The organism is Bacillus cereus group sp. MYBK5-2 (assembly GCF_051915685.1).
Classification (GTDB): domain Bacteria; phylum Bacillota; class Bacilli; order Bacillales; family Bacillaceae_G; genus Bacillus_A; species Bacillus_A cereus.
Genome location: NZ_JBQAFE010000002.1, coordinates 257,131 through 284,102 on the forward strand (window position 1 = coordinate 257,131; position 26,972 = coordinate 284,102).

The window sequence follows — 26,972 nt, forward strand, 5'->3', positions numbered from 1 at the left end:
GAATGAAATGAATAAGCGAGAAACAGATAGCAATGAGAATGTAGTGACGTTATATGTTACAAGACACGGTAAAACAATATTAAATACGAATCATCGCGCGCAAGGTTGGGCAGATTCTCCTTTAGTAGAAAAAGGTGTTGAAGTTGCCACAAATTTAGGAACAGGATTAAAAGATATTCATTTTATGAATGCATATAGTAGTGATAGCGGCCGCGCAATTGAAACTGCTAATTTAGTATTAAAATATAGTGAGCAATCAAAATTAAAACTTGAGCAAAGAAAAGATTTGCGAGAATTAAATTTCGGTATTTTTGAAGGTGAAAAACTTGAGAATATGTGGGATGTGGTTGGAAAAGCTGCAGGCGTTGCATCACCAGAAGAACTTATGAAGTTTTCTATTCAAGAAGTGATTAATCTTATTAGAGTAGCAGATCCTACGAAACAGGCGGAAGATTGGGACTTATTTTCTACTCGTATAAAAACAGAGATAGATAAAATTAGTGAAGAAGCTGCTGGAAATGGTGGCGGTAACGTTTTAGTTGTCGTTCATGGGCTTTTGATTACTACCTTAATAGAAATGTTAGACAGTAGCAAAACAAAACTTGGGGTGGAAAATGCTAGTGTGACGAAGATTGTATACCAAGATGGAACATATACAGTCGAGTCGGTTGGAGATATGAGTTATGTTGCAAAAGGGAAAGAAAGTGTGGAAATATAATTAAATCTCAAATAGAAATAAGAAAAGGAAGGTAGAGAAATCTAGCTTCCTTTTCTTATTGGAATGATTATGGAATTAATAAAATCTTTCCTGTACTTTTTCTACTCTCTAATAATTTATGTGCAAGAGCACCATCTTGTAAAGAGAATGTAGTAGGACTCGCGATGTTTACTTTTCCGCTAGTGATCCAATCAAATAATTGAGTAGAGCGCTGCTTACGTTCTTCAAAAGTAGTAAGCACGTTCCAAAGGTCTCCGCCAGTTAAAGTTTTTGAAGTATCCATAAGCATACGCGGATCAACTGGAGCAGGATTACCACCAGCCATTCCGTAAAATACGACAGTACCGCCAATTTTAGTAGCGTTAAAACTTTCCTCTAATGTAGAACCTACTGATTCATATACAATATTTACTCCAGTTCCATTAGTCATTTCAAGTACTTTCGTATGCCATTCTTCAGTATATAAAAATACGTGATCGGCACCAGCTAATGTAGCTATCTTTGCTTTCTCTTTTGATGACGTTAAACCAATTACTTTTCCGCCATATAGTTTAATCATTTGAACGAGAAGTTGACCGACGCCACCAGCTGCAGCGTGTACTAAAGCTGTATCACCTTGTTTTATTTGATAGCTATCTTGCGTTAAATAATGTGCAGTTAATCCTTGTAATAAGACAGAAGCGGCTGTTTCAAAAGAAATAGAATCCGGAAGTAGGATGGCTTTTTCTGATGGAACGGCAACTAGTTCTGCATTTGCAAATGGGACGTCCGCAAATGCAATACGGTCTCCTAGGTTGATAGTAGTAACGTCAGCTCCTACTTTTTCAACAATTCCAGCTCCTTCATAACCTAATACATAAGGCGGATTGCCAGCGAGATGATAATCACCGCGGCGTCTATAAATATCAGCGAAGTTTAATCCGATTGCTTTCGTGCGTACTAGAATTTCATTTGGGTTTATGGTTGGATCGTTTATTTCTTTATATTGTAGTACATCTGGACTTCCAAACTGTTCGAAACAAAGTGCTTTCATATGGAATACCTCCATTTTATTGTTTGTCGATGCTCTTTATCATACAATATAAATATCAATAGACAAAGAGGATTATTTCGATGAAATCAATCGAAAATACCGATTGAAAAAGAAGGATGATAAATGGAGATAAAACAATTAATTACATTTAAAGTAGCAGCAGATACTTTGAACTTTACACAAACTGCGAAGAAATTAAACTTTGCCCAATCGAGCGTGACAGCACAAATTAAAACATTAGAGGCTGAGCTCGGTACACCACTATTTGAGAGATTAGGGAAACGTCTTTTCTTAACTGAAGCAGGAAGAAAGTTTCAACTATATGCGGACAAGATAATCGCACTTAGTAACGCAGCGAAGACGGCTGTGAAAGATGATGAGGAAATAGCAGGTACGTTAATAATTGGTGCACAAGAAAGTCAATGTACATACAGACTGCCTTCTATATTAAAGAGGTTTAAAATACAATTCCCAAAAATAAAACTTATATTTAAACCAGCACATTCCAATAAAGATGCGAAGGAACAATTGATGGAGGGAAAAGTAGATCTTGCATTTATTTTGGATGAGTGTAAAACAGAAGATGTTTTACATGTGGAACCACTTATGAAAGAAGAATTAAAAGTAGTAGCTGCTCCAGGGCATCGTTTACTTGAACAACCTTCAGTTTCTATAAAAGATTTAGAGAGTGAAACACTTTTACTAACAGAATTAGGCTGCTCGTATCGGACTTTATTTGAAGAGCTATTTCGCGGGGAAGATGTATATCCAGCAAATAAAATTGAGTTTGTTAGTGTTGAAGCAATTAAACAATGTGTTATTGCAGATTTAGGCATAGCCGTTTTACCAGCAATAGTAGTAGAAAAAGATATACGAGAGGGGACGATAAAAGAGTTACATTTAGAAAATACAATCTCTCCGATTTATACGCAAATCGCTTGGCATAAAGACAAATGGATGACAGTGCCACTGCGACAATTTATTGATGTAACGAGGGAGTTTTTTGTAACGGATTAAGTGGAGAAATATTTATTTTATATAAAAGAAAAAATGACAATTTTGTATAAAGAACCGATGCTTGAATATAACAAGTATCGGTTCTTTTATGTTTTAAATATAGAATGCTATAAAATGTGTATTTCTCAACTTTTTTCTTACAAGGATAAGTAAAATTCTTCGTATATTCCAATAATCATAAGGGAATTTACAACGTTTATTCGTTTCTGTAAGATGCCTCTAGGAAGCGTGAAAGGAGGACTTACATAGCAGTATAGCTTGTCTTTAGTATACGTACTTATTGTGAGGAGGAATTTAAAATGTTTAAAAAGTTAATGAAAGTATGCGTGTTAAGTGCGGCAAGTATAGGTGTATTATTTAGTTTTCAAGAAAGTACATTTGCAGCTACTGATTTAAGTAGTTATTATGACGGGAAAAATCCAGCAACAACGAAAGTATACGGGGGAAGTACGACGTGTGATGCAGATGGATTTAATGCAAAGTCTACAGCAGTTTATGAAGGTAGTAAAAAAGTAGGAACAGTGTATTTACGTTACAGTAATAAATGTCATGCAGCATGGTCTAAGCTTGTTTTAGATCAACCAGCTCCTTCTGTTTCTGGAGGGGTATATGCTTACGCTGTTATTAATAAATATAAAAATGGTGTATTCCAAAAATCAGTAGACTCTAATAGTGGCAATGGAGCAATAAAAACAGGACAAACGAGTACGTATACAGGAATGGTGTTTGATTTAACTGCTGATTTTGGTTATACAGCTGATGCCGAAGCGGTGACGATTAATAACGGTTACGGGAAAACTGGACGTTATTAATAAAGGAGTGGAATTCTATGAAGCTTTTTAAAAAGGTAAGCGCATGTCTTTGTCTGGCATTGCTCATCGTAACTAGTGTGTTTAGTACGACCAACAATGATAAAGCATACGCAGAAGACCATTCATATGATGGGAAAAGTCCTTATTATAATAGCTGTGATCAATCCGCAGTAACGAAAGAAAAGAAGTGGATTGATTCAAATTCTTATGTAGAATTAAAATTTAGCACGACATGTAAGACAGCATGGGCGAAAGTTACTGTAACTCGCCTGGCAATTTATAATAATGAAGCTGATGCAAGGATTGTTAGAAAAACAGATGGAAAGGCATACACTTGCGGAAGTGCTGGAGGAAATGGTGTTGTAAATAAAGGGCAAACATCATGCTATACGCCAATGGTATATGATTTAGATCCAAGAAAGGCACAAGCACAAGGGAAACATGCCATTCCGAATAGTGATGCATATAATTATGCGGAGACTATTTGGTATTGATACGATTATACACGTTTTAAGAGCTGTTATTTGATATAAAAAAAGAAAGAGCCTTACTGCATTTTATTGTGGTAAGGTTCTTTAAAATTATTTAATAGATTAAGTACATCCATTTACAAAGGTCTGTCTATATAATCGCTTTTAAGTATGGCCATAATAATTTCATCTGAGTATGTATCGTTATAAAATAAAGATTGACGTAAGGTTCCTTCTTTTACAAAACCAACTTTTTCATAAGCTTTAATTCCGCGTAAATTATGGCTAAATACTTCTAACTGTAAACGATTTAATGATAGTTGTTCAAAAGCAAAACTTAAAACTATTTTAATAGCTTCAGTTCCATAGCCTTGTCCTGTTAATGCTATTGAAATCATTGATATTCTGAATCCTGCTCTTTTGTTCTCCTCATCGATATCTAAAATCGACAACTCTCCAATCATCTCGTCAGTACTTTGTAAACAAATAGCGAAATCATAGCGACTTGAATCATTATTTATATGATCTATATGTTTCGTAATTTGCTCCAATGAAAAAGTGGACTTAGTTCCAGTCATATATCTTATTTCATCATCCATTGTACTTTCTAATATAATAGGAGCATCTAGCTGACAAAGAGGCCTTAAATAAATTCTTTCGCTCTCTAATCTCATTATAATTTTCTCCTTTAGTTAGTAATTGAATGTATAAATACTTAAACTTTCTTCAATGAGTTACATAAAAAATATGAATCTTAATTCGATGTTACATGAATTTTATAATGGTATGGTATACCTAAAACAAATAATAAAAGTTTTATACACAACAAAATGTATCAACGAGTTTTTTGATCATACTATTATTCTTGCTGCTCATTCCGCTTTTAAATGAACACGAATGTATTAACTAAGGTCTGTATCAGGAGGAGTATATCCAAGGTGACGAGCCATAGATACAATTTGTCCTTTATGGTGAAATTCATGCGTCTCCGTATGAGTTAAAAGCCATAGCGGAGTTGTGCTCCAAGGTTCTTTTTGCCATTTCACTTCATTTGCTATATTTTCGAGCCAACGGTCATTGTATTCATCTAAAAAACGTTGTACAGTCTCATCTACTAACTTAAATCTAGCGCGAACTTTTTCTACATCTGCATGCTCAATTTCGTAATCGCTAGCAAATGAAAAATCTGCTCTTTTTTGCTTGAATGCGAATGATCCAAGCCAGTATCGATAGCAATCGGCTACATGAATATGAGTCTTTATAATGCTACCGCTTCCGAAATTAGAAACTGTGCTATGTAATTTTTCTACTGGGATTTCTTCCAAAAACGAAAATAGAGTTTCTCTTGTAGCACTAATAAGATTATATTGTTGTTTTAAAATATGTAACATGCAAGTACACTCCTCTTTTATTAACATAGTAAGTAATTCTATATTTACGAGGAGTGAACCTTTTTATTATTTTTAATAAGCATATTAGATGTATTTCTTATTTGTTTCTGATAGATTAAACAAGGTGAAACTTTAATAAGTTGAACATTCTTAGTTCATAATAAATTGTACATCAAGAAGGGGAACGATAAAATGAATAGACTAGTGGGTTTAAAACAATTTGAAATAACGCGCGGGGCGTTACTTAAATTTATGGAAACGTTAGATGATAAAACTGTGGATACGCAGCCAGAGGGTTTTAACAATACAATTCGTTGGCATATTGGACACGTGTTAACAGCAGCAGAGACTTTCATGTTCGGAAGAGAATTTAAACAATTGCCAACTGAATATCCAGGTATGTTTGGATATGGATCAAGACCATCTAAATGGACGACAGAAGGACCATCGTTAGAAGTGTTAACGGCTCAATTAAAAGAACAAGCAAAACGTATTAACGAAATTCCAGCAGAAGCATTTGAAAATAAACTGCCAGAGCCATTCCTAGGATTGGAAACAGTAGGGGAGCTTTACGGTATGATGCTTTATCATGAAGCTGATCATATTGGGCAAATGAAGGCGATGGAACGTATTATTAAAGCTCTTTAGTCTTAATTGCATATAACAAGCAATACAGTTGTAATGTTAAATAATATATACAAAAAAGGTAGATAAATTATTATCTACCTTTTTTGTATAACTTCTTGAAGGATTAGAGAATTTTATAATTTTTTATGTGGTGATTATTAATTATAGTATTCCTAAATATGGAATATACGTATAATGATAGAGAAGAACTAGAAATAGGGGTGAATACTATGATTACATTAGAGAAAAAGTTGGAGCAATATAAACATACATATGTACAGTTAAAGGGAGAACTAAAATGGAAAACGAGTGATTCTCGAACAGGAATGATGATTGCTGCTATGTATGCAGGTAGTGATAGATTGTTTGATCTCGGACGTTTTTTAGAAATTAGTAGTTATATTAAGAATCAGGTAGGGATGTTTTCATACTTAAAGTCTTATCATCGTTTTGTAGTGGCCGCAACATTAGATATTCACTTTACAGATTACAAGAAAGCTTTTCGGACGTTTTTAGATTTATATGAACAATTGGTCACTGGTGGCTTTAGCCGGAGTATATTTACTTATCTCGCAGCAGCTGTGCTTTTGACAGAAGAAGATGAACAGCATGGCGCGCACATTCAGCGTTCGATGCAAGTATATAAACGCATGAAAAAGGATCATCTCTTTCTTACAAGTACAAATGATTATCCGCTCGCAGTTTTATTAGCAGGACAATCAGAGCATGTAGAAACACTTATGGACCGAGTGGAACGTCTTTATCAGAAACTAGCGACAGCTGGTTTGCGTAAAGGGAATGATCTTCAATTCTTGAGTCATATTCTTTCATTAAAGAAGGAGGTCAGGGAAGAACTATTAGTTGCAAAATGCACAAATATATGGAATTTGTTAAAGCAAGAAAAGGTAAAAGTAAAACAGATGCATTACCCAGCTATCGGGCTACTAGCGTTACTCGAGGACGGAGAAAAAGAGATTCATTCTATTCGAGCATTTATTGAAAAATTGCAGGGGGATAAATTGTTCCGTTGGCATACAGATACAAATATTCTTATTGCTATTCAACTGTTCGTAAGTCAGAAAGGTGAGGAAAGTAAAGCTACCAACACAGGTTTACAAACAATGATAGAAGTCCTCATACAAGCACAACAGGCAGCCATGATGGCAACGATTGCTGCTTCATCTGCAGCAACATCTTCTGCTAGTAGTGGTTCATAATGTGCAACTGCTTATGCTCTTGTAAATTATAACTCCTTTGATAAGGTCGGTTTAAAAAATATTACTAAAAAAAGCCCATCACTCTCTAATGAGTGATGGGCTAATTGATTTTACATAATCAGCATTATCTTTTTGATTCCTTCAAATGTTTGAGCTGCGTGACAATCATAATGCTAATAACAACTAATAAAAACCATGAGCTAATTTTGCTTAAGTGAACGAGGTTCCATGCTTCCCGTTGATTTGGATATTGCCATGCACCGAAAAATGTTGCGATGTTCTCTGCAATCCAAATGAAAAATCCGATAAGGAAAAAGGAGAGAACGAGTGGTATTTTATATGTAACGCCTCGTAATGAAAATTCCACAAATGTCTGAAAGAAAACGATGAATAGAAGTAAAGTTAAGAACCATCTAAAATCGTATAGAAAATGATGCGTAAAAAAATTGAAGTAAATCATTGCTCCTAATGGCACGGTAAAAATAGCTTTCGGCCAATAATGCATTTGTAAATGCAACCTTCTCCACGCTTGGCATATGTAACTTGCGACACTTGCGTACATAAAGCCGCTGTAAAGCGGAACTCCAAAAATCTTTGAATACGCCTCTTCAGGATAACTCCATGAACCGAAATGAACTTTATATATTTCTAGTAAAAGGCCGATGAGGTGAAAGACAGTAATTACTTTTAATTCGTCTTTCGTCTCAAGTCCAGTCTTGTACATAATCCACTGCATAAGAAGACATGCGATGAGTATGAAATCATAGCGATATAACCCTGGAATAGAAACGATTTTTGAAAGGGCTAGTGTTAAGAAAATAACGACTGGGAATAAGCAAGATAATGCTTGCTCGTAAGTGAAGTGTAGTAGTTGTTTTATATAGAACATTGTGTCACCTTCGGAATTTTTATTAGAAAAATCAAAATAATTAATAAGTATACTACAATTTAAAAAATAATTCAGTAGTCTATTTTGCGTGTATTTGTAAGTCTTGGAAGGGAATTGTAATGAGTATTTTAATATTTAGCGAAGTGAAAAAATAGTTTGCTATTTAAAAAAAGTGGGGATATAATATCTAAATGAAAATGATAATTATTATCAATAATAATTACAAATAAAAAATAATTATAAAAAACAACTGAATATAAAGGATGAAATGAAACATGTTACATAAGTCTACTGTACATGCTGGTAGTAACCGCTGGATACATATTAAGTTCATATGTTTCATGAGCTTAACAATTTTATGTTTAATTGGATCTATATTTTTAGCCATTTCATTTGGTGCAAAGGATATTCATTTACAAACGGTGTGGGCAGCGGTTTTGAATTACGATCCGAAATTAACACAGCACCAAATTATTTATGAATTAAGGCTCCCGAGAGTAATTGGAGCAGCAGTTGTAGGGGCAGCTTTTGCGGTTGCTGGTGCTGTTATGCAAGGTGTAACACGAAACCCTTTAGCTGATGCAGGTGTACTCGGAATAAATGCAGGTGCGATGTTTGTAGTAGCACTTAGTTTTGCTTTTTTTCCGCATATGCCGTATTCCTATTTAATGATTGTTTCCTTTATTGGAGCAGTCTTAAGTACAGTACTTATTTTTGTTATTGGATCAGCAACATCAGGTGGGTTAACACCAATGAGGTTAACGATTGCTGGAGCTGTTATGGCAGCGCTTTTACATTCATTAAGTTCAGGTGTTGCGATTTATTATGATTTAAGCCAAGATTTAGCGTTTTGGTATGCTGGTGGTGTTGCAGGGGTTAAGTGGGAACACTTGAAATTTTTAGTCCCTATTATTCTTATAACGATTATTTTTGCAATAGTGTTAGGGAGATCTATTTCACTCATATCAATGGGGGATGATGTTGCTACAAATTTAGGAGTGAAAACGAACCGAACGAGAATACTAGGGATGATTATAGTAGTTATTCTGGCAGGTGTTTCTGTTTCAGCTGTTGGTTCTATTGGATTTGTAGGACTAGTTATCCCGCACATTGCTAGAAAATTAGTTGGTGTTAATTATAGACTCATTATTCCTATGTCAGCATTATTAGGAGCTATGTTATTAGTTGTAGCTGATTTAGGGGCAAGAACAGTAAATCCTCCTAAGGAACTTGCGATAGGGATTATGGTAGCTCTTGTTGGAGTTCCGTTCTTCCTCTATATAGCACGTAAAGTTGGGAGGGAGTTATAAGTGAAAGATCTTTTTAACACGGATAAAAAGAGAGCTATTACTGTAACTACAATCTTCGGATGTATAAGTATCGCTGTAATTTTAATTAGTTTAAATACAGGGACACTGAGTATAGCACCACTTAGAGTAATTGAAACACTTTTGGGTTATGGTGATTTTGAGAGTGCAACCGTGCTATATGATTATCGTATGCCAAGAATTATAATCACAATGTTAGCCGGTATTGGCCTTGGGATTTCCGGTGCGATTTTGCAAGGATTATCACGTAATGCACTTGCAGATCCTGGTATTTTAGGGTTGCATTCAGGTGCATCTTTCGGTCTTATCGTATTTGTTACTCTCTTTCATTCTATTAATGAGAGTGCATCCATTTTAATACCGTTATTTACATTTGGCGGAGGAGTATTAGCTGCATTTCTTATTATTTTACTTGCGAGTGATCGGTCAAAAGGTTTACTTCCCATTAGACTTATTCTCGTTGGTATTGCAGTTTCAGCTGGCTTTAGTGCAATTTCGTTATTTTTCTCTCTCAAGTTAAATGATGAGACGTATACATTCGCTTCTAGATGGCTAGTTGGTAACGTGTGGGGAAGGGATTGGATTCATGTCTTTGCATTATTACCTTGGATTTTCATACTAACCCCTTATGCGTGGCTAAAATCTAAAACTTTAAATGCATTGTCACTAGGTGATAGTGTAGCGGCAGGACTTGGTGTTTCTGTTCAAAAAGAACGGTTATTACTTTTAGCTACAGCGGTTGGATTATCTTGCACAAGTGTATCGATGGCAGGAGGAATTGGTTTTATCGGTTTAGTTGCTCCGCATATCGCAAGGAAGTTAGTAGGTACTACATATCAACACTTTCTTCCTTTAGCTGGCATTATCGGAATGATTATTTTAGTGCTAGCAGATACGATAGGTCGTTCTATATTTGAGCCAAACTCTATTCCAGCTGGTGTAGTAGTGGCAGCTTTAGGAGCACCGTATTTTCTTTATTTACTTACAAAAACAAAATAAATACTTCAAAGAGGAGAACATATGAAAAAGAAACTTACTATTTTATTTAGCATGATGTGTATTTTAGTATTAGCAGCATGTGGTCAAACGAAAGCTAATGAAGAGGCAACGAAAAAAACGGAAAAAAGTAATGATCCAAAAATTGCTTCAATGTCTATTCATTTAACAAATGATTTACTTGCATTAGGAATTACACCAGTAGGTTCTGTTATTGGTGGAGATTTAAAAGATTTCTTACCGCACGCTAAAGAGAAGTTGAAAGATACGAAGAAGCTTGGTGTTGTAACAGATCCGAATATGGAAGCGTTACTTCAATTAAAGCCAACTGACATTTATGTTGATGAAAAATATGCTGGTAAAGATGTAGCGAAATACGAAAAAATTGCAAAAACACATTCTTTCAATTTAGATGAAGGTACGTGGAGAGAGCATTTAAAACAAGTTGGTAAACTTGTAAACCGTGAGAAAGAAGCAGATAAATATATTCAAGATTACGAAGAGCAATCAAAACGAGTAAAAGGTTTAATAGATAAAGAGCTAGGTAATAACGAAAAAGTAATGGCAATTCGCGTTACTGCAAAAGAATTGCGTGTATTTAGTACAAAAAGACCGATGGGACCAATTTTATTCCAAGACTTAGAGTTACAGCCTGCAAATGGTGTAGAGAAAATTGATGGAAACCGCCCTTTCGAAGTCATTTCACAAGAAGTATTACCTGACTTTGATGCAGATGCGATTTTCGTTGTTGTAAATAGAGATGATAAAGCAAAAGCAGCATTTAAACAACTTCAAGAAACACCAATTTGGAAAGACTTAAAAGCAGTTAAAGGCAAGCACGTATACATTATCAATGATCAACCATGGCTTGACTATTCTGCTTTAGGAAACAAAATGGCAATGGATGAAGCGGAGAAAATGTTTACGAAATAATATAGTTTTGCTATTAGGAAAGGCCCTCAAAATTTGGAGGGCCTTTCTGTTATTGTTAGAATAAATAAAAAATTATACAATGAAGTTAATTCAATATGGAGGAGATGTGCCAATGTCAGTGCTTATTGTAAGTATCCCGTTTATGAAACAGTTTATGGAACAAGGGGATAAATAGGCTAAAATAAGTATCCCTGTTATTTAAAAGGGGGAGTTTGAAATGACAATGAATCTTTTTCGAAATAAAACGATTAAATTATCAGCTATGAGAGAAACAGATGCTGAAGTAATGGCTATGTGGCAAGAAGATAGTGAGTATTTAAGAAATGTTGATACAGATGTAGCATTCCCGCAATCTTTAAATGAAATAGCAAGTGATGGTTTATTAAAAGGACGGAGATCGAATAGTGTTTCTTTCATGGTAAGGACAGTTCAAGAAGATCGCTTAATTGGTTTTGTGGCGATTCATGGTATAGAGTGGAATAACAGAACAGGTTTATTAGCCATTGGTATAGGAGATGCGAATGATAGAGGAAAAGGATATGGGAAAGAAGCAATACATCTTATTCTAAAGTATGCTTTCTATGAATTGAATTTACACCGCATCGGTCTCGATGTTATTTCGTATAATAAACCTGCCATTGCATTGTATAAAAAGATGGGTTTTGAAATGGAAGGCTGTATGAGAGAAGCGGTTCAAAGAGATGGGAAGTGTTTTGACCGTATGATTATGGGGATATTGCGGGATGAATGGATAGAGCTGCAAGGTTAGAAAGTACATTCGAAATTATATATGTAGTATGCAGGAGATATAATGGTAATTGGCGAAAATTTACAGTGTGTTGATTGAATTTATAAGGAGTCATGCAAAATGAATTTAGAAAAGGAAAAACCAGTAAATGAAGAGGTCGCCGAATTAAAAGAACTTATTAAAGAGTTACACGGAAGTGTGCACCAACTTCAAAGTGAAGTGCAGCAACTAAGGCACGAAAGACCAGTTGTTGAAGTGAGAAAAGGTGTTCAATTATCACCAACAATTATCGGACAAATTGGTGGTATGATTTTAGGTGGTTTAGCAATTATCGGTATATTTTGGTGATGAAAAAAGGTTTGCAGCACGATGCTGCAAACCTTTTGTATTTGACGATATAATGTCATGCAATACAACTTTTACATTAAATAACGTAAATATATATAAGCATGTGATAACAAGAGTGCAACAATAGTTAATGGTAAACCAATTTTTAAGAAGTCCATATAAGAGAAGCCATGTCCTTCACGTTTTGCAATACCAGCAACGACTACGTTTGCAGATGCTCCGATTAGCGTTCCGTTTCCTCCTAAGCAAGCTCCAAGAGATAACGCCCACCATAGTACTTCGATTTGCGGAGAATCGACAGATAGTCCGAGTCCTGTAGCTAAGTCTTGAATAAGAGGGATCATCGTTGCGACAAATGGGATGTTGTCGATTGTCGCAGATGCGATGCCAGATACCCATAAAATAAGTATAGCTGCGAATCCGATGTCACCGTTTGTTACGTCGATTACTTCTTTTGCAAGTGAAGAGATAAGTCCGATATCAATTAACCCGCCAACGAGAACGAATAGTCCGGCGAAGAAGAAAATGGTTACCCATTCAACGTGGGCAAATACATCTTCAATATCATGTTCTTTCACGCCGATTAACATAAGAAGTGTAGCGCCTGTCATCGCTATAACGGCAGCGTCTACATGAATAATCGAATGAAGTACGAAGCCTAAAATAGTGAGTCCTAAAATCGAAATAGATTTTAAAAGGAGGCTTTGATCTTTAATGTAATCTTTTTCGTTTAATGCCATTAGTTTTTCGATTTGTTCAGGTGTTGTTTTTAGTTTGTTACGATACATGAAGTAAATAATGCCAAGTGTCACGATAGAAATAATAATTACGATTGGAGCTAAGTTAAGTAAAAAGGCGTTAAAGTCTAAATGCTTGTTTGCTGATCCAATCATAATATTAGGTGGATCACCGATTAATGTTGCTGTTCCGCCTATATTTGAAAACAGCACTTCTGAAATCAAATAAGGCACAGGATTTACTTTTAAAATACGTGTAATGGATAATGTAACAGGAACGATTAATAAAACAGTCGTTACATTGTCCAAAAATGCTGATCCGACGGCAGTTAATAGGGATAGTAATAATAAAATGCGAATCGGTTTTCCGCCAGCTGCTTTTGCCGCTTTAATGGCCACAAATTCAAAGACGCCTGATTGACTCGTAATATGTACGAGAATCATCATCCCAATTAAAAGGGTAATCGTTTCCCATTGAATATGTGATGTGAAAGCAGTATGTAAATCTACAACTCCAAAAATAATCATAATAGCAGCACCGAATAGTGCGATTACAGCACGATTCAATTTCTCAGAAATAATAAATCCGTACGTGATTAAAAATACGGCAATTGCAAAATAATATTGCCAATTTGCTACTTCATGTGCTGACTGTTCCAATCATGTCACCTTCTTTAAATTATGTATTCAATTGTCGAAATGTATCTCGCTGCAATAATACGGGATAAAATATATTGTAACAAATTCAAAAAAGAAAGAAAACTATTTAACAAAGTGAAGGAAAAAATGTATTTTTTACATATCATATAAAAAATATAAAAAACACAGTGCAAATTATTAGGAAAAGTGAGCGTTGTCCTCTAATATAGAGATAGCAATTTACATTATTTTTGCGTAAAATGGTTTAAAGAGGTGAATTCCGATGGAAATAGTAAAAGATAGTTCTCTTATTCAAAATGAAATTGAACGTTTTGTAAATAAAGATGTATATATTCATTTAGAAACGACAAACGGAGCGTATGCATCACACATAAATGAAAAGATGATGACAGTTGGTGCTTTCATTCGAAATGCGATTATCCGTTTTGAACGCGGGAAGATAACTGGAACAAATCCATACCGAGTTGGTCTGAAAATGGATCACGGTTGGGTATATGCTGAAGGTATTACGCACTGGGAAGTAGACGATCAAGAGCGTTTATTATTAGCTGGACATGATAATTTAGGTCGTCTAGCAGTTGCACTTGAGTTAAGCTTAACACCATTTAAGTAAGAAGGAGGGAAACTTATGGAGAGACATGTACTTGTTGTATTTCCGCATCCAGATGATGAAGCATATGCTGCGGGAGGAACAATTCGCTTATTAACAGATCAAGGAGTACCTGTAACATATGCATGTGGTACTCTAGGACAAATGGGACGTAACATGGGTAAGAACGTATTCGCTAACCGTGAAACGATTCCACATATCCGTAAGAAAGAATTGAAAGATGCTTGTGAAGCGATGGGTATTAAAGATTTAAGAATGCTTGGCTTCCATGATAAAACGTTAGAATTTGAAGATGTTGATTTCGTTGCTGACAAAATTGAAGCAATCATTCAAGAAGTAAATCCATCTCGAATTATTACATTTTATCCAGAGCACGGTGTACATCCAGATCATAATGCATTTGGCCGCGCTGTCGTTCGCGCTGTATCACGTATGCCAAAAGAAGAGCGCCCAGTTATTCATGCTGTTGCGATTACGAAAAATCGTGAAGCAGTATTAGGAGAACCGGATGTTGTAAATAACATTAGTGAAGTATTTGATCATAAATTAACTGCATTAGGTGCGCACCGTTCACAAACAGAAGCAATGCTTGAAGACACGCATGCAAAAATAAAAAACAAAGATGCAGCAACATTAAAATGGCTGCAACTTGAACAGTTTTGGACTTATAAATGGGAGTAGGCTAGAAGGATACCTTCTAGTTGCTCTTACATAGAAAAAGCGCCGTCACTTGTGATGGCGCTTTTTCTTGTTGAAGACTATACATTTTTTAGGGTGCTTCAAAATTTTTAAATTAACGTGCAGTATAGCCTCCATCAACAAGAAGTGTTGTACCGTTAACAAAACTAGCATCATCACTTGCTAAAAATAAGACAGCTTTAGCGACTTCTTCTGGTGTTCCAAGTCTGCCTTGCGGATGAAGTGAAGCTAAATATTCTTTCTGTTGAGGATTAACACTACCCAGTAAAGGGGTGTCAATATAACCAGGGCACACCGCATTAATACGTATTCCATATTTAGCGTAGGCAGTACATAAATTTTGAGTTAATAGTTTCACACCACCTTTTGCAGAGGAGTATGCTGTTGGGGTAGGTAATGAAACAAAACTATGAATCGAACCAGCGTTAACGATGACACCACCTGTACCTTGTTTAAGAAATTGTTCAATCGAATATTTATCAGAAAGGAAAACCCCAGACAAATTGATATCAATAGTTCTTTTCCATTTTTTATAGGATAATTCGTTTGCCGGTGCATCATCAGCAACGCCGGCATTGGCATACATAATATCTAATTTACCGTATGTACTTACTGTCTCATGAATTAGCTGTTTAATATCTGCCTCTTTTGTTACATCAGTTTTAATAAATAACGTATTATATCCATGTGCATTCAATTCATCTGATAGTTCTTTTCCACGTTCAGAAAAGTCAGCAATAACTACTTTTGCACCTTCTTCGATAAAAAGACGAACAGTAGATTCGCCAATTCCACTTGCACCACCAGTTATGATTGCCACTTTGTCTTTTAATTTCATATAAACCTCTCCATTCATCAATGAATTTAAGTCGAATTTTTAAATCTTGTTACTAAACTATTAACCTTAAATAGTAAGTAGATAGAAGAAAAAGCTCGCGTTTACTTAATCGTGAGAGTGCTATTTTTTCTTTATCCCGCTATTTGCCAGGCAGTAAGACCCTCACCTCAAAATTCAGCGGAAGCAAAGACATTAGGTGAGGGCTAATAATCAGTGGGGGGGAACAGAACCCCCACTGATTAAAGTCTCACTTTATTGTACTTTTTGATACAGTGATGGGAGAAAATATTAATTTGGTCAATTTTATCATTAGATTGAATATTTGGTAAAGTATTCTCGAATAGAGTGAGTGCTGAAGCTAAACTACTGACCTACATAGGTATAACGAGGGGGATTTACATATAATTGCTCTTTTTTATTTTAGTAATTAACAAATTTTCAAACTTGCTGATGATGTAGTGGACTTAAATAAGTCACTTGTTTTTAAATTGAATCAAAAATAAAAACAGTAAAAATAAAACGTTTAATAATAATTATTTATTGAAAAACGATAAATAAAATGATATTATCAAATTGAAAATTAGTAAGAGAGGTGCTTTTTATAAAATGTAAAACGAATGTTATGTATTAAAAAGAAATTGATGTAAATTAGGAAAATTATATATTTTAATAGCGAAATAAGAAAAGGGAGTTAGAGCATGATTAATAAAACAGTAAAGAAAGTTATCTTGATTGCAGGTGGTTTGTATATTACATATTTAGTAGGTGTAGTTATTTTAGCGGAATCTATACCGTATCCTACATCTCAACAACTTAAAGAAGCCGAAAGAGTAGTTGAACGCTATGTAGGTGAAAATAATGGAGTGAAAATGATAAATACATCTAGTAGCTTCACGGCTGAGATGTTCGATCGGACAATTCAGATTGAAGGGAATTCAAAAGAGAATCCGGAACAAGTATATCGAATGGATTTAGATCAAGTTTCTAATGAAAGTGAAAAAATAACCGAAAAATCGATAAATACAGTTTGTAAATCAAATGATGGGGGAAAGAATTTTACTTGTGCTGATGCTGAATAGCTAAAAGTAGAATCCGTAGCAGCGGAGTAACAGTTGATAACCATTACTCTAGTTAAATAGGAAAAAGCCTCGCAGGGGGGCGAGGCTTTAAACAGGGTATTAAAAATTATCGATTCATTAAGAATAACTTCTATTGAATAAACTAATTTTAGCATGATAACTCATATATATGTGTTACGAATTTATGAACAAAAAATCAATAATAAGAATGTAGAAAAGATAATAATTTATTTAGAATTTGTATCATTACATAAAGTTTGAGTGGAGAAGAAATTATACTTTTGTATGGTGTAATAAAGATATAGTCCGCCTACAGAAATAGGCGGGCTATTTTTTATAAAGAAAAGACAACTTAAGGTAGAGATCTTGTTAAGAAATAGGATAAAAACAAGAATCTTTAAGAAGAGATAAGATCGTTCAAAAGATAAAGGTATTGTATTTGAAACACGTTATTATTCGTGGATTAAGTTATATTTTTGATAAAAAATCTTTAAAAAGCATTATAATCCCTAGAAGAGATAAGACTTCAATTGAAAACCAAAATACACTTTTTTGAGGTTTTTTAAACTCCATTATTATGGAGAAAAATAAAAAGATAGCAATGAAAAAAATAATTAAGAGACGAAGTATATCAAACATCAATAGCACTCCTAATAGTTAATTTGTTTCACTATATAGTTATTTCCAATATTACAGAATTTAAGAAGTGACTTGTTAATATTAAAGCAAAAAGTTCTCAGAATCTATGAATTAAAAATAAAAAAATTTCGAACTACTGAGCACAGAGGGATTATATATTAATTAGTTTAGCAATTGAAAGAGTAATTTTTTAATCTTGTAAAAGTCCGATTGGTGAGGGCTGATTAAAGTTTCACTTTATTTGTTTTCTTTTTTATATAAAGCCTTAGAACTGGGATTTAGTAATGGTTTATAAGAAACATATATTTTGAATTATTTAATAGAATAATATATATTTATATTGATTTAGTGATTTTAGTTTGTTAAAAATGGGGAAATCGATATGAAGGTTAAATTTGCCGTAATAAAAGATGAGAGCTTTGATTGTAGTTTATTGGAAACAAAATTATTGAAAACTTTTAAAGAAGTAGATTGTGAAGCAGATATTGTAAAGGTTGAGGATGGAATTTTTGAAAACAATGATATACAAACGTATTTATCAGAAATAACCATTCATGTTACTGGAAAAAATATTGGATATAGATCCGTTTCAGCCAGTATATTTATTGTTCTAGAGAGTTTATCAATACAGCTATTTCGTATTCATATTAGTATACTTTAAGCAGTTCAAAAAGTGGCTTCTTCAGAAAATCATACTGATTATATGGAGTTGTAAATATGAAAACAATAGAAATTATCGTAGGTGCTCCCGAATGTTGGATTGCACCTTGTTTGTTGTTAAATAAACAAGGGATTCCTTTTTTAATTTATCTTAACGCTGATTTATATAGAAGATAGGAAATATGTGAATAATTCAATTAGATTGTACAAATAATTTGGTACGCGGATATACGCAATGTATTCACAGGTAAGAGGGTTGTCTCATAATATATATAGATTTTTCTATTAAGATGAACAGAGGGTGTGAATATATGGAAGATGTTTACGCTAAAATTGACAGTCTCAAGGCGGAGCAAAAAGAAATTATGAGAGACATTCGTGCTTTAGAAACGCGTACTACTATTAATGAGAAAGATATAGCAACAATCAATAAGCAATTAGAAAAAATAAGTACAAACACAACTTGGATTTTACGAATTATTATTAGTGCGATAATAATGTCAGTTTTAGGATTGATATTAAAAGGGATGATTTAAAAGAAAGAGGGGAGCTCCCTCTTTCTTTTATGTAAATGAGAAACTATAAATTTTCCGTTTCCTTTTCGTCTGCATACTTATCCTCTAAGGAAATTAATAGAGGGATTGATATAGTTACAAGAATGATTAAAGTGGTGATAAAAGATTTAGAAAGAGAAAAAGAACCTTCAATTAAAGGTGATAAAAACTTGAATGAGAGTATACTTGTTATTAAGGAAATTACTAAAAAGCTCAAAAGAGATATATTTTTATTCTTTATAGATGTCTCTATAAGGTCTTTAACACAGGTTATTATGACAAATATAGTTAATATGATAAGAGAAACAAAATAATGTGTTAAATTCGTCATACTAATAGTAGGATCGTCTATTATGTAAGCAAGTAACTTAGATACTAATATTCCTCCAAACAATAAAATAATAAAAGCAAGTAATCCTTCCGATATATAAGTGCTGAAATTATCTTTCTTGTTAAAAAGCTTATAGTTCAGAGTAGATTGGGTTATTTGAATTAGGAATAGGCTAATAATCCATACATAATATACAATTGGTAATTCTCCTGAGAATAGAGAAATTAGAAAGTTTACTACTGTCCTTAAAATTTCAATCATTACGAAAGTCCTCCTGTTTGTAAGCTTGTGACATTAAAATATGCTAGTCTATCGTTTAATAATTAAACTTACGAATTCAAACTATTTCTAATTATTCCATAAAAAGGTGGCTGCATCAAGTTATCTTTTTAACAATCCTCCAAGGCCGAGCACTAGTAAAAGAAACGCAATATGTAATATAATTGAAAAAGTATATTTAAAAATCAATGTTAATATTACCCTCCTATAAGTATTAACATACGTAATTGAGGTGTTTTCTTTGTTGTTTTATGACCGGATTTCTATAATGGCCCCTCCTGTTCCGTAGCTAAGGAAAGTCTTTTTATTTCTGAGATTTTCAAAGTTATAGGAGGGTATGAAAAATGAAAAAAGTCTCAGTACCATCACTTTTGTTAATGATTATTCTTGTCGCATTTCCGCAAATTAGTGAAACGATTTACACACCGTCTTTACCGGACATTTCAAAGGCGTTACATGTAAGTAATAATGAGGTGCAGTTAACACTTAGTGTGTATTTTGCTGGATTTGCGTTAGGTGTATTTTTTATTGGGTGGTTATCAGATATAATTGGTCGTCGCCGAGCGATGTTACTTGGAATTGTCATATATGGCGCTGGGAGTTTCTTATGCTATATTGCAAATTCCATTGAAGTTTTATTGGTAAGTCGTTTTATTCAAGCGTTTGGAGCAAGTGCAGGATCCGTGGTTACACAAACGATTCTTCGTGAAAGTGTAGAAGGGCATAAGAGGCATGTTATGTTCGCTCAAATCTCGGCAGTCATTGCTTTTACACCAGCGATAGGACCGTTAATTGGGGGCTTTCTTGATCAAATGTTTGGTTTTAAAATAGTATTTTTAAGTTTAGTAGTTATGAGTGTCGGAATTTTTCTGTATACGTTTGTTTCTCTTCCCGAAACAAAGACGGGATCAGTAACGAATAAAATAAATGTGTTTTCAGTCTTGAAGAGGCTAATTACAAATCCGAAAGTGGTAACATATGGGCTGTTAATTGGAGGAGCAAATGGTGTTTTATTTAGCTATTATGCAGAAGCGCCGTTTATCTTTATTGAATATTTTCAATTATCGCCTAGTATGTATGGATTTCTAGGAATTGTTGTTGCATCTGCTTCTATTGTTGGAGCGAAAATTTCAAAACGTTTACTTGCTACTTATAAACCAGAGAAAATTATATATATCGGTTGTCTCGTAATGACAGGGGGAGCTATCCTTTTATCTGTTATTACGTTTATTGGATCAAATCCGAATGTAATATATATGGTTGTATTTTTAATAGCAATGTTTATATTGTTATTAGGGATTGGAGTAGCGTTACCTAACTGTTTAAGTTTAGCGTTAGTAGATTTTCAAGATGTCATTGGTACAGCAGGTGCATTGTTTAGTTTAGGGTACTATGTAATTGTAACGATGACAATTTTGGGAATGAGTCAGCTGCATACGGGCTCGTTACTGGTGATGCCACTTTATTTTCTGGCTATAGTAGTTATCATGATGGTGTTTACTAAAGTATTTATTCTAGGTAAACAAACTTCAAAAATGATTTAAATATGAAATGGTAAAAGGGTCTCATTTTTAATGAGACTCTTTTATATTTTATGAAAGTAATTATAGGTATGAATATGTAATTAATGTTAAAATATAACAAAGTTGTATAGTTATAGTTTTTGGGAGGGGGAAATATGTTAATGAATCTAGTATGCACGCTACTAATCATTTCCGGACTTACTATCGTTGCAAGAAAAACTTTCATTGTAAACCACTATCTTTGTAATTTAATGGCATTCTTTTGTGCTTATATGACAACATCCTCTTATATGTTAAATCAACTTTCATTAGTGAAAACAATAGTTGTACTTGTTTTGTTGTTTATAGCTTTAGTTCTCGTATACTCACATTTCGATATTAGAGGACTAGCTTTTAACGATTATACAGTATTTAATCTACCTTCTAGCCGGGTGAATATGTTAGTGAAAGAAGGGTTAATTGAAGCAAATATAGAATTTACTGTGGAGAAAAATAATATATATTTATCAGGTTCTCCTGTTAAAATTCGAATATTGAATAGACCACTACATACAACTAATATTTTATTTAAAAAATGTCCAGATGATATGAAGGGGAAAATTAAAGATATTATTGAGGAAAAGATAAAAATTGAAGAGAAGAGTTTTCCACTTTCGGGTGTATTGTTGATTGTTTTAGGTGGATTAATATTTTTCATAAAATAGTAGTATTATGAAATGTTTTTGCGATAAGATTTGAATTTTTAATTAAAATGAGGTGAATTGTATGCAAAACTTAGTAAACGGTCTAAACGTTAAAGCAACTTCACAAGAAGATTTACTACAAATTTTCAATTTATGTAAGATTTATGATCAAGCTATTTATGGCGAAATTGATACAACGGTAGAGGATATAACTAATTCATGGAAAGGTATTGATGTTAGTAAAAGCTCTTATGTTGTTATGAATGGAGAAGAAATAATCGCTTATGGAATTTTGACAGGGAATGAAGGGCAGTTTCCATCTGCTGTACTTATTCATCCTAATTATATGAATCAAGGCATTGAACAAGTAATATGGTCAAAGCTTGAAGGGCGTGCTACGGATCTTGTTAGTAACTCATCTTGCTTGAATGGCACGATTGTAACACAAGCAAATAATTCCTATGAGGAAAAAATATTAGGGGAAGCCGGGTTTATTCCAACTCGTATTTGGTGGGGAATGGGGATTGAATTAAAGAAAAATATTCCATCAGCAATCTGGCCAAATGGTGTTACAGTGCGACATTACATACCTGGTGTAGATGATGAGAGATTACATCAAGCTTTTAATGAAGCCTTCGCAGACCACTGGAATTCGAAATCTTCTACGTTAGAAGAGTTTTTACAGCGTACAGAAAGAGAGGGATTTCATCCTACATTATGGTCATTAGCGATGGTTGAGGGTAAAGTAGTTGGTTTTGTCTTTAGTAAAAAGGGTGCTGACAATAAAGCAGAAATTACTCACTTAGGTGTAAGGCGTTCTAAGCGGAAACAAGGATTGGGATTAGCACTGTTACATCATGCATTCGGTCAATTATACGAAGAAGGGATTTCAAAAGTGAATTTAAATGTAGATTCTGAAAATATTACAGGTGCACCTCGCGTATATGAAGCAGCTGGAATGGAAGTACAGAGTAAATTTGTTCGTTTTGATAAGGAAGTCTGTGCGAAGGATGTATATGGTATGTAATTTTACTGATATATTATATTTTGGGGTGAGATGTTAATGGAGCGTTCAGAAACCACGAAAATAAAGTTTGAAAATGTTAGTAGAAATGGAAATGACGTTATCAGATATAGATATTAAAGTACATGCAGTATGAAACCGAGGAAGATATACTTTCCTCGGTTATTTATATTGTAATAATATACATGCCGGAATCATATTGAATAGATGTATTTTATTGTTAATTTAGTTAAAAATTAATCAGACTTATGTATAATAATTTATTGAAAAAATAATTGAATTTTTCAGATTAATGAATTAATATAAGGTAAGTAATTTTAAGATTTATAGAATATTGGAAGATGAAAGGTTTTGAGAATTTTATTAGGAGCACAAAACGATTTTAGGATAGCTTTAAAGCTAGTGTAAAATGACGTTTGCTTCATCATTTTCAGGGCCGAAAGGAATTAGGGGAAAGCATCTTGTGTTAAAATGCGGCTATGAATCATCTAAGAGGGGGAAGTGAAGTGGCAAACAAAGAATTGAAAAGAGGTTTAGAAGCACGTCATATTCAAATGATTGCTTTAGGCGGAACGATTGGTGTTGGTTTGTTTATGGGGTCAGCCAGCACAATTAAATGGACAGGTCCGTCAGTAATGCTTGCTTATGCAATTGCAGGTATTTTCATCTTCTTCATCATGCGTGCCATGGGAGAAATGTTGTATATGGAGCCAAGTACAGGCTCATTTGCGACATTCGGTCATAAGTATATTCATCCACTAGCTGGTTATATGACAGCGTGGAGTAACTGGTTCCAGTGGGTTATCGTTGGGATGTCAGAAATTATCGCGGTTGGAGCGTATATGCAATATTGGTTCCCAGATTTACCAGCTTGGATACCAGGTATAATTGCAATGGTTATTCTTGGTGCAGCTAACTTAATTTCTGTTAAGTCATTTGGTGAATTTGAATTTTGGTTTGCGATGATAAAAATCGTTACGATTCTATTAATGATTATTGCGGGATTTGGACTTATTTTCTTTGGAATTGGTAACGGCGGAGAAGCGATTGGTATATCAAATCTTTGGTCAAATGGCGGTTTCTTTACAGGTGGTTTTTCAGGATTCTTCTTTGCTTTATCACTTGTAGTTGGTGCATATCAAGGTGTGGAATTAATCGGTATTACTGCTGGTGAAGCGAAGGATCCGAAGAAGACACTTACAAGAGCGATTCAAAGTACAATTTGGCGTATTTTAATTTTCTATATTGGTGCTATTTTCGTTATTGTAACTGTGTATCCGTGGGATCAATTAAGTACAATTGGTAGTCCGTTCGTAGCAACTTTTGCGAAGGTTGGTATTACGGCAGCAGCTGGACTTATTAACTTTGTTGTTATTACAGCAGCAATGTCTGGTTGTAATAGTGGTATTTATAGTGCTGGTCGTATGCTTTATACGTTAGGTGTAAATGGACAAGCACCGAAATATTTTACGAAACTTTCTGGAAATGGTGTACCTTTATTTGGTACAGTTGGCGTAATTATCGGTCTGGCGGTTGGTGTTGTTTTAAGTTACATCGCACCGAAAAACTTATTCGTATATGTATATAGTGCGAGTGTACTTCCTGGTATGGTACCATGGTTTGTCATTTTAATTAGTCAAATTAATTTTAGAAAAGAAAAGGGAGCAGAGATGAAAGATCATCCGTTCAAAATGCCATTTGCTCCTGTAACAAACTATTTAACGATTGCCTTTTTAATTATGGTATTAATCGGAATGTGGTTTAACGATGATACTCGTATTTCATTAGTTGTAGGTATTATTTTCTTAGCTATCGTTACAATTAGTTTCTATGCTTTCGGAATAGGAAAGCGAGCTCCGTTAGACGTTCAAAATAATAAAGAGATTTCAAGTAAATAAAGAAAAGGCTGTTCATCTGGAACAGCCTTTTCTTATTGTTGTTATTTGTCGATAAATCGATATAATTTGATTTGTGATAGATATATTTGAAAAATCGTTGATATATTGTACGTTATGATAGATATATTTGAAAAATCGTTAATATAATTTCACATACTATCTGTCACTATCATGATTAAAATTTCTCTAATACGATTTTCCCAATGGTGTGCCCGCTTTCAAGTAGTGCATGTACTTTCTTTAAGTTTTCAGCGTTAATCGGTGTTAATGTTTCATTTTTATGTAAGCTGTACTGATAGTCTAGAAGGAGTTTATTTCTAAAAAGAAGAATTTTTTACTGTATTACTTTATCCTAAACTAAATGTAAAGGTGGATACATAATGACAGTAAAGAAACTTTATTTCATCCCAGCAGGTCGTTGTATGTTGGATCATTCGTCTGTTAACAGTACGTTAACACCGGGAAAATTATTAAACTTGCCGGTATGGTGTTATCTTTTGGAGACAGAAGAAGGTCCTATTTTAGTAGATACAGGTATGCCAGAAAGTGCAGTTAATAATGAAGGGCTTTTTAACGGTACATTTGTTGAAGGACAGATTTTACCGAAAATGACTGAAGAAGATAGAATCGTGAATATATTAAAGCGTGTAGGGTATGAGCCGGACGACCTTTTATATATTATTAGTTCTCACTTACATTTTGATCATGCAGGAGGAAACGGTGCTTTTACAAATACACCGATTATTGTGCAACGAACGGAATATGAGGCAGCACTTCATAGAGAAGAATATATGAAAGAATGTATATTACCGCATTTGAACTATAAAATTATTGAAGGGGATTATGAAGTGGTACCAGGTGTTCAATTATTGTATACGCCAGGCCATTCTCCAGGCCATCAGTCGCTATTCATTGAGACGGAGCAATCCGGTTCAGTTTTATTAACGATTGATGCATCGTACACGAAAGAGAATTTTGAAGATGAAGTGCCGTTCGCAGGATTTGATCCAGAATTAGCTTTATCTTCAATTAAACGTTTAAAAGGAGTTGTGGCGAAAGAGAAACCAATTGTTTTCTTTGGTCATGATATAGAGCAGGAAAAGGGTTGTAGAGTGTTCCCTGAGTATATATAGTGCAAAAAGTCATGAGTTCGCGTGCTCATGACTTTTTCGTTTAAATAATTTTTTTAAATAAATTATAAACTTTTTTTGAACTATCTTCGTTTAACTGATAGTACGTAAGGTTTACATCATCAGGAGTATCTTGCTGAGCAATCATCACTTCGCTGCTGTGATGATCAACTATCCATATGAAATATTTTTTATAAGTTCCATCCTCGAAAGTAATCCACATATCACAATCTATTAAATCTGATCCTTCTTCATCCAATGTTAATTTGCCTTTTTTTGCGGTATTCATACTGTTAATAAATGTTTTTAATTGATCTGTTTTTGTGAGAAAGATATCCTTTTTTGTTTTAATTGATTCGACATGTATATCTTTTATTTCCTGTTTACCTAAAAAAACAGGAGGCTCATTTGGATCTCGCGAGCTTGAAATAATAGTAGCTTTCTTTTTCGGTTTATTTGCAGTATAGAGATCTTGAATAGATTTTCCCGAGTTTATAAACCATACAATTCCACAAATAATCAATACGCTACCTAGCAATAAAATAATTTTTTTAATAGGATTTTCTCCTCTCTATTACTTCGTGTGAAGAGCTTTTCTATTAATATATGATAGGTAAGCGTAAAGTATTATAGTTGAACTTGGTTATGCTTCACAGTTTTTATCGGGCGATCTATGAGTAAATTGTAAGTGAGCCCAATTAATACGAAAATGCCACCGATAACTTTACCAATTGAGAGTTCATTTGTCAGGAAGAAATCAATAATAGTCCCCGCAAATAATTGTCCGATAAAGATGAGTAATGTTAAATAAAAGGCTGATATTTTAGGAGTAATATAGTTGGATAATGAAATAACGATAACGCCTACTAATCCGCCTAAGTATACGGCGATAGGAATAGATTGCAACTTATGAATAGGGATATACAATGAATCTGAACTGAAAATTAAAAATAACATAGAGAAAAATAATCCAGTAATATAATTGAAAAACGTGCCTTCCCAGTTTCCAATTTCCTTTGCTAAATTCGCGTTAATAATTCTAGCAACGACGATAGAAACACCAGCTAAAATAGCGATCGTAATATATAACATATTTTTGCC

General features: G+C 34.0%; 30 protein-coding genes. 21 read left to right on the forward strand and 9 right to left on the reverse strand.

Annotated features, from left to right (window positions below; genetic code table 11):
- Window positions 1-7 precede the first annotated feature (7 nt).
- The gene (locus tag ACTFP3_RS09555) at window positions 8-718 is read left to right on the forward strand and encodes a histidine phosphatase family protein (protein WP_016123107.1); all 711 of its coding nucleotides are present in this window, start codon (window positions 8-10) and stop codon (window positions 716-718) included.
- A gap of 67 nt (window positions 719-785) precedes the next feature.
- On the opposite strand, the gene ACTFP3_RS09560 is transcribed toward ACTFP3_RS09555, so the two are convergent.
- Window positions 786-1,751 carry a quinone oxidoreductase gene (locus tag ACTFP3_RS09560; protein ID WP_326036394.1) on the reverse strand — a complete coding sequence of 322 codons (966 nt, stop codon included), beginning with the start codon at window positions 1,749-1,751 and terminating at the stop codon, window positions 786-788.
- A gap of 123 nt (window positions 1,752-1,874) precedes the next feature.
- On the opposite strand from ACTFP3_RS09560, the gene ACTFP3_RS09565 reads away from it, so the two are divergent.
- From ACTFP3_RS09565 to ACTFP3_RS09575, 3 genes are all read left to right on the forward strand, one after another.
- On the forward strand, window positions 1,875-2,768 hold the full coding sequence (locus ACTFP3_RS09565) for a LysR family transcriptional regulator (RefSeq protein WP_324659390.1): 894 nt from the start codon (window positions 1,875-1,877) through the stop codon (window positions 2,766-2,768).
- A 299-nt stretch (window positions 2,769-3,067) separates the two neighbouring features.
- Window positions 3,068-3,580 (forward strand): DUF2690 domain-containing protein, encoded by a 513-nt coding sequence (locus tag ACTFP3_RS09570; protein WP_086385099.1) that lies wholly within the window; start codon window positions 3,068-3,070, stop codon window positions 3,578-3,580.
- 17 nt (window positions 3,581-3,597) lie between these two features.
- Window positions 3,598-4,074, forward strand: coding sequence for a DUF2690 domain-containing protein (locus tag ACTFP3_RS09575; protein WP_016123103.1), 477 nt, complete (start codon window positions 3,598-3,600; stop codon window positions 4,072-4,074).
- Between the two features lie 113 nt (window positions 4,075-4,187).
- On the opposite strand, the gene ACTFP3_RS09580 is transcribed toward ACTFP3_RS09575, so the two are convergent.
- On the reverse strand, window positions 4,188-4,724 hold the full coding sequence (locus ACTFP3_RS09580; RefSeq protein WP_086388730.1) for a GNAT family N-acetyltransferase: 537 nt from the start codon (window positions 4,722-4,724) through the stop codon (window positions 4,188-4,190).
- 228 nt (window positions 4,725-4,952) lie between these two features.
- Window positions 4,953-5,441, reverse strand: a complete 489-nt coding sequence (locus ACTFP3_RS09585) for a DinB family protein (RefSeq protein WP_006925360.1) — start codon at window positions 5,439-5,441, stop codon at window positions 4,953-4,955.
- A gap of 192 nt (window positions 5,442-5,633) precedes the next feature.
- On the opposite strand from ACTFP3_RS09585, the gene ACTFP3_RS09590 reads away from it, so the two are divergent.
- Together ACTFP3_RS09590 and ACTFP3_RS09595 are read left to right on the forward strand one after the other, a co-directional pair.
- Window positions 5,634-6,089 (forward strand): DinB family protein, encoded by a 456-nt coding sequence (locus ACTFP3_RS09590; RefSeq protein ID WP_001081123.1) that lies wholly within the window; start codon window positions 5,634-5,636, stop codon window positions 6,087-6,089.
- Between the two features lie 158 nt (window positions 6,090-6,247).
- A complete protein-coding gene (locus ACTFP3_RS09595; RefSeq protein WP_139849032.1) occupies window positions 6,248-7,285 on the forward strand; it encodes a DUF4003 domain-containing protein in 1,038 nt (345 codons plus the stop codon).
- Between the two features lie 124 nt (window positions 7,286-7,409).
- Here the strand turns inward: ACTFP3_RS09595 and ACTFP3_RS09600 are convergent, their stop codons facing one another.
- Window positions 7,410-8,174 carry a DUF817 domain-containing protein gene (locus tag ACTFP3_RS09600; RefSeq protein WP_000499387.1) on the reverse strand — a complete coding sequence of 255 codons (765 nt, stop codon included), beginning with the start codon at window positions 8,172-8,174 and terminating at the stop codon, window positions 7,410-7,412.
- Window positions 8,175-8,449: 275 nt separating this feature from the next.
- On the opposite strand from ACTFP3_RS09600, the gene ACTFP3_RS09605 reads away from it, so the two are divergent.
- The 5 genes from ACTFP3_RS09605 (at window position 8,450) to ACTFP3_RS09625 (ending at window position 12,527) form a co-directional block, all read left to right on the forward strand.
- Window positions 8,450-9,484 carry a FecCD family ABC transporter permease gene (locus ACTFP3_RS09605; protein ID WP_088361995.1) on the forward strand — a complete coding sequence of 345 codons (1,035 nt, stop codon included), beginning with the start codon at window positions 8,450-8,452 and terminating at the stop codon, window positions 9,482-9,484.
- Window positions 9,485-10,501: a FecCD family ABC transporter permease gene (locus ACTFP3_RS09610; protein WP_088361996.1), complete on the forward strand. Its 1,017-nt coding sequence runs from the start codon at window positions 9,485-9,487 to the stop codon at window positions 10,499-10,501.
- Window positions 10,502-10,522: 21 nt separating this feature from the next.
- Window positions 10,523-11,431 (forward strand): iron-hydroxamate ABC transporter substrate-binding protein, encoded by a 909-nt coding sequence (locus ACTFP3_RS09615; RefSeq protein ID WP_000728217.1) that lies wholly within the window; start codon window positions 10,523-10,525, stop codon window positions 11,429-11,431.
- A 217-nt stretch (window positions 11,432-11,648) separates the two neighbouring features.
- Window positions 11,649-12,200, forward strand: coding sequence for a GNAT family N-acetyltransferase (locus tag ACTFP3_RS09620; RefSeq protein ID WP_044307097.1), 552 nt, complete (start codon window positions 11,649-11,651; stop codon window positions 12,198-12,200).
- A 99-nt stretch (window positions 12,201-12,299) separates the two neighbouring features.
- Complete coding sequence (locus ACTFP3_RS09625) at window positions 12,300-12,527, forward strand: hypothetical protein (protein WP_001047311.1); 228 nt, start codon at window positions 12,300-12,302, stop codon at window positions 12,525-12,527.
- Between the two features lie 71 nt (window positions 12,528-12,598).
- Here ACTFP3_RS09625 and ACTFP3_RS09630 read toward each other — a convergent pair whose 3' ends face one another.
- Window positions 12,599-13,924 carry an ArsB/NhaD family transporter gene (locus ACTFP3_RS09630; RefSeq protein WP_000437984.1) on the reverse strand — a complete coding sequence of 442 codons (1,326 nt, stop codon included), beginning with the start codon at window positions 13,922-13,924 and terminating at the stop codon, window positions 12,599-12,601.
- Window positions 13,925-14,186: 262 nt separating this feature from the next.
- Between ACTFP3_RS09630 and ACTFP3_RS09635 the strand changes: the two genes are divergently transcribed.
- Together ACTFP3_RS09635 and bshB2 are read left to right on the forward strand one after the other, a co-directional pair.
- On the forward strand, window positions 14,187-14,537 hold the full coding sequence (locus ACTFP3_RS09635) for a YojF family protein (RefSeq protein ID WP_000407045.1): 351 nt from the start codon (window positions 14,187-14,189) through the stop codon (window positions 14,535-14,537).
- 15 nt (window positions 14,538-14,552) lie between these two features.
- Window positions 14,553-15,215 (forward strand): bacillithiol biosynthesis deacetylase BshB2, encoded by a 663-nt coding sequence (gene bshB2, locus ACTFP3_RS09640; protein WP_000439483.1) that lies wholly within the window; start codon window positions 14,553-14,555, stop codon window positions 15,213-15,215.
- Window positions 15,216-15,327: 112 nt separating this feature from the next.
- On the opposite strand, the gene ACTFP3_RS09645 is transcribed toward bshB2, so the two are convergent.
- Window positions 15,328-16,071 carry an SDR family NAD(P)-dependent oxidoreductase gene (locus ACTFP3_RS09645; protein WP_139849094.1) on the reverse strand — a complete coding sequence of 248 codons (744 nt, stop codon included), beginning with the start codon at window positions 16,069-16,071 and terminating at the stop codon, window positions 15,328-15,330.
- A 698-nt stretch (window positions 16,072-16,769) separates the two neighbouring features.
- On the opposite strand from ACTFP3_RS09645, the gene ACTFP3_RS09650 reads away from it, so the two are divergent.
- The 3 genes from ACTFP3_RS09650 (at window position 16,770) to ACTFP3_RS09660 (ending at window position 18,985) form a co-directional block, all read left to right on the forward strand.
- The gene (locus ACTFP3_RS09650) at window positions 16,770-17,150 is read left to right on the forward strand and encodes a hypothetical protein (protein WP_006925339.1); all 381 of its coding nucleotides are present in this window, start codon (window positions 16,770-16,772) and stop codon (window positions 17,148-17,150) included.
- Between the two features lie 1,021 nt (window positions 17,151-18,171).
- Window positions 18,172-18,450, forward strand: a complete 279-nt coding sequence (locus tag ACTFP3_RS09655; protein ID WP_000865019.1) for a hypothetical protein — start codon at window positions 18,172-18,174, stop codon at window positions 18,448-18,450.
- Between the two features lie 310 nt (window positions 18,451-18,760).
- On the forward strand, window positions 18,761-18,985 hold the full coding sequence (locus ACTFP3_RS09660) for a hemolysin XhlA family protein (protein ID WP_000390461.1): 225 nt from the start codon (window positions 18,761-18,763) through the stop codon (window positions 18,983-18,985).
- 43 nt (window positions 18,986-19,028) lie between these two features.
- Here ACTFP3_RS09660 and ACTFP3_RS09665 read toward each other — a convergent pair whose 3' ends face one another.
- Complete coding sequence (locus ACTFP3_RS09665; RefSeq protein WP_440010206.1) at window positions 19,029-19,595, reverse strand: DUF5823 family protein; 567 nt, start codon at window positions 19,593-19,595, stop codon at window positions 19,029-19,031.
- A 362-nt stretch (window positions 19,596-19,957) separates the two neighbouring features.
- Here ACTFP3_RS09665 and ACTFP3_RS09670 point away from each other — a divergent pair, with 362 nt between their 5' ends.
- The 5 genes from ACTFP3_RS09670 to aiiA all read left to right on the forward strand — a co-directional run bounded on the left by ACTFP3_RS09670 (window position 19,958) and on the right by aiiA (window position 25,874).
- The gene (locus ACTFP3_RS09670) at window positions 19,958-21,157 is read left to right on the forward strand and encodes a multidrug effflux MFS transporter (RefSeq protein WP_006916449.1); all 1,200 of its coding nucleotides are present in this window, start codon (window positions 19,958-19,960) and stop codon (window positions 21,155-21,157) included.
- A 134-nt stretch (window positions 21,158-21,291) separates the two neighbouring features.
- Window positions 21,292-21,840 carry a hypothetical protein gene (locus ACTFP3_RS09675; protein WP_078401455.1) on the forward strand — a complete coding sequence of 183 codons (549 nt, stop codon included), beginning with the start codon at window positions 21,292-21,294 and terminating at the stop codon, window positions 21,838-21,840.
- Window positions 21,841-21,901: 61 nt separating this feature from the next.
- Entirely contained in the window at window positions 21,902-22,846 is a 945-nt protein-coding gene (locus ACTFP3_RS09680) for a GNAT family N-acetyltransferase (RefSeq protein WP_016123092.1), read from the forward strand.
- A 503-nt stretch (window positions 22,847-23,349) separates the two neighbouring features.
- On the forward strand, window positions 23,350-24,741 hold the full coding sequence (locus ACTFP3_RS09685; RefSeq protein ID WP_001284404.1) for an amino acid permease: 1,392 nt from the start codon (window positions 23,350-23,352) through the stop codon (window positions 24,739-24,741).
- A gap of 380 nt (window positions 24,742-25,121) precedes the next feature.
- The gene (gene aiiA / locus ACTFP3_RS09690; RefSeq protein ID WP_016123091.1) at window positions 25,122-25,874 is read left to right on the forward strand and encodes a quorum-quenching N-acyl homoserine lactonase AiiA; all 753 of its coding nucleotides are present in this window, start codon (window positions 25,122-25,124) and stop codon (window positions 25,872-25,874) included.
- Between the two features lie 40 nt (window positions 25,875-25,914).
- Here aiiA and ACTFP3_RS09695 read toward each other — a convergent pair whose 3' ends face one another.
- The gene (locus ACTFP3_RS09695; protein ID WP_326035978.1) at window positions 25,915-26,409 is read right to left on the reverse strand and encodes a hypothetical protein; all 495 of its coding nucleotides are present in this window, start codon (window positions 26,407-26,409) and stop codon (window positions 25,915-25,917) included.
- Between the two features lie 89 nt (window positions 26,410-26,498).
- A complete protein-coding gene (locus ACTFP3_RS09700; RefSeq protein WP_000965811.1) occupies window positions 26,499-26,963 on the reverse strand; it encodes a DMT family transporter in 465 nt (154 codons plus the stop codon).
- Between the last annotated feature and the right edge of the window lie 9 nt (window positions 26,964-26,972).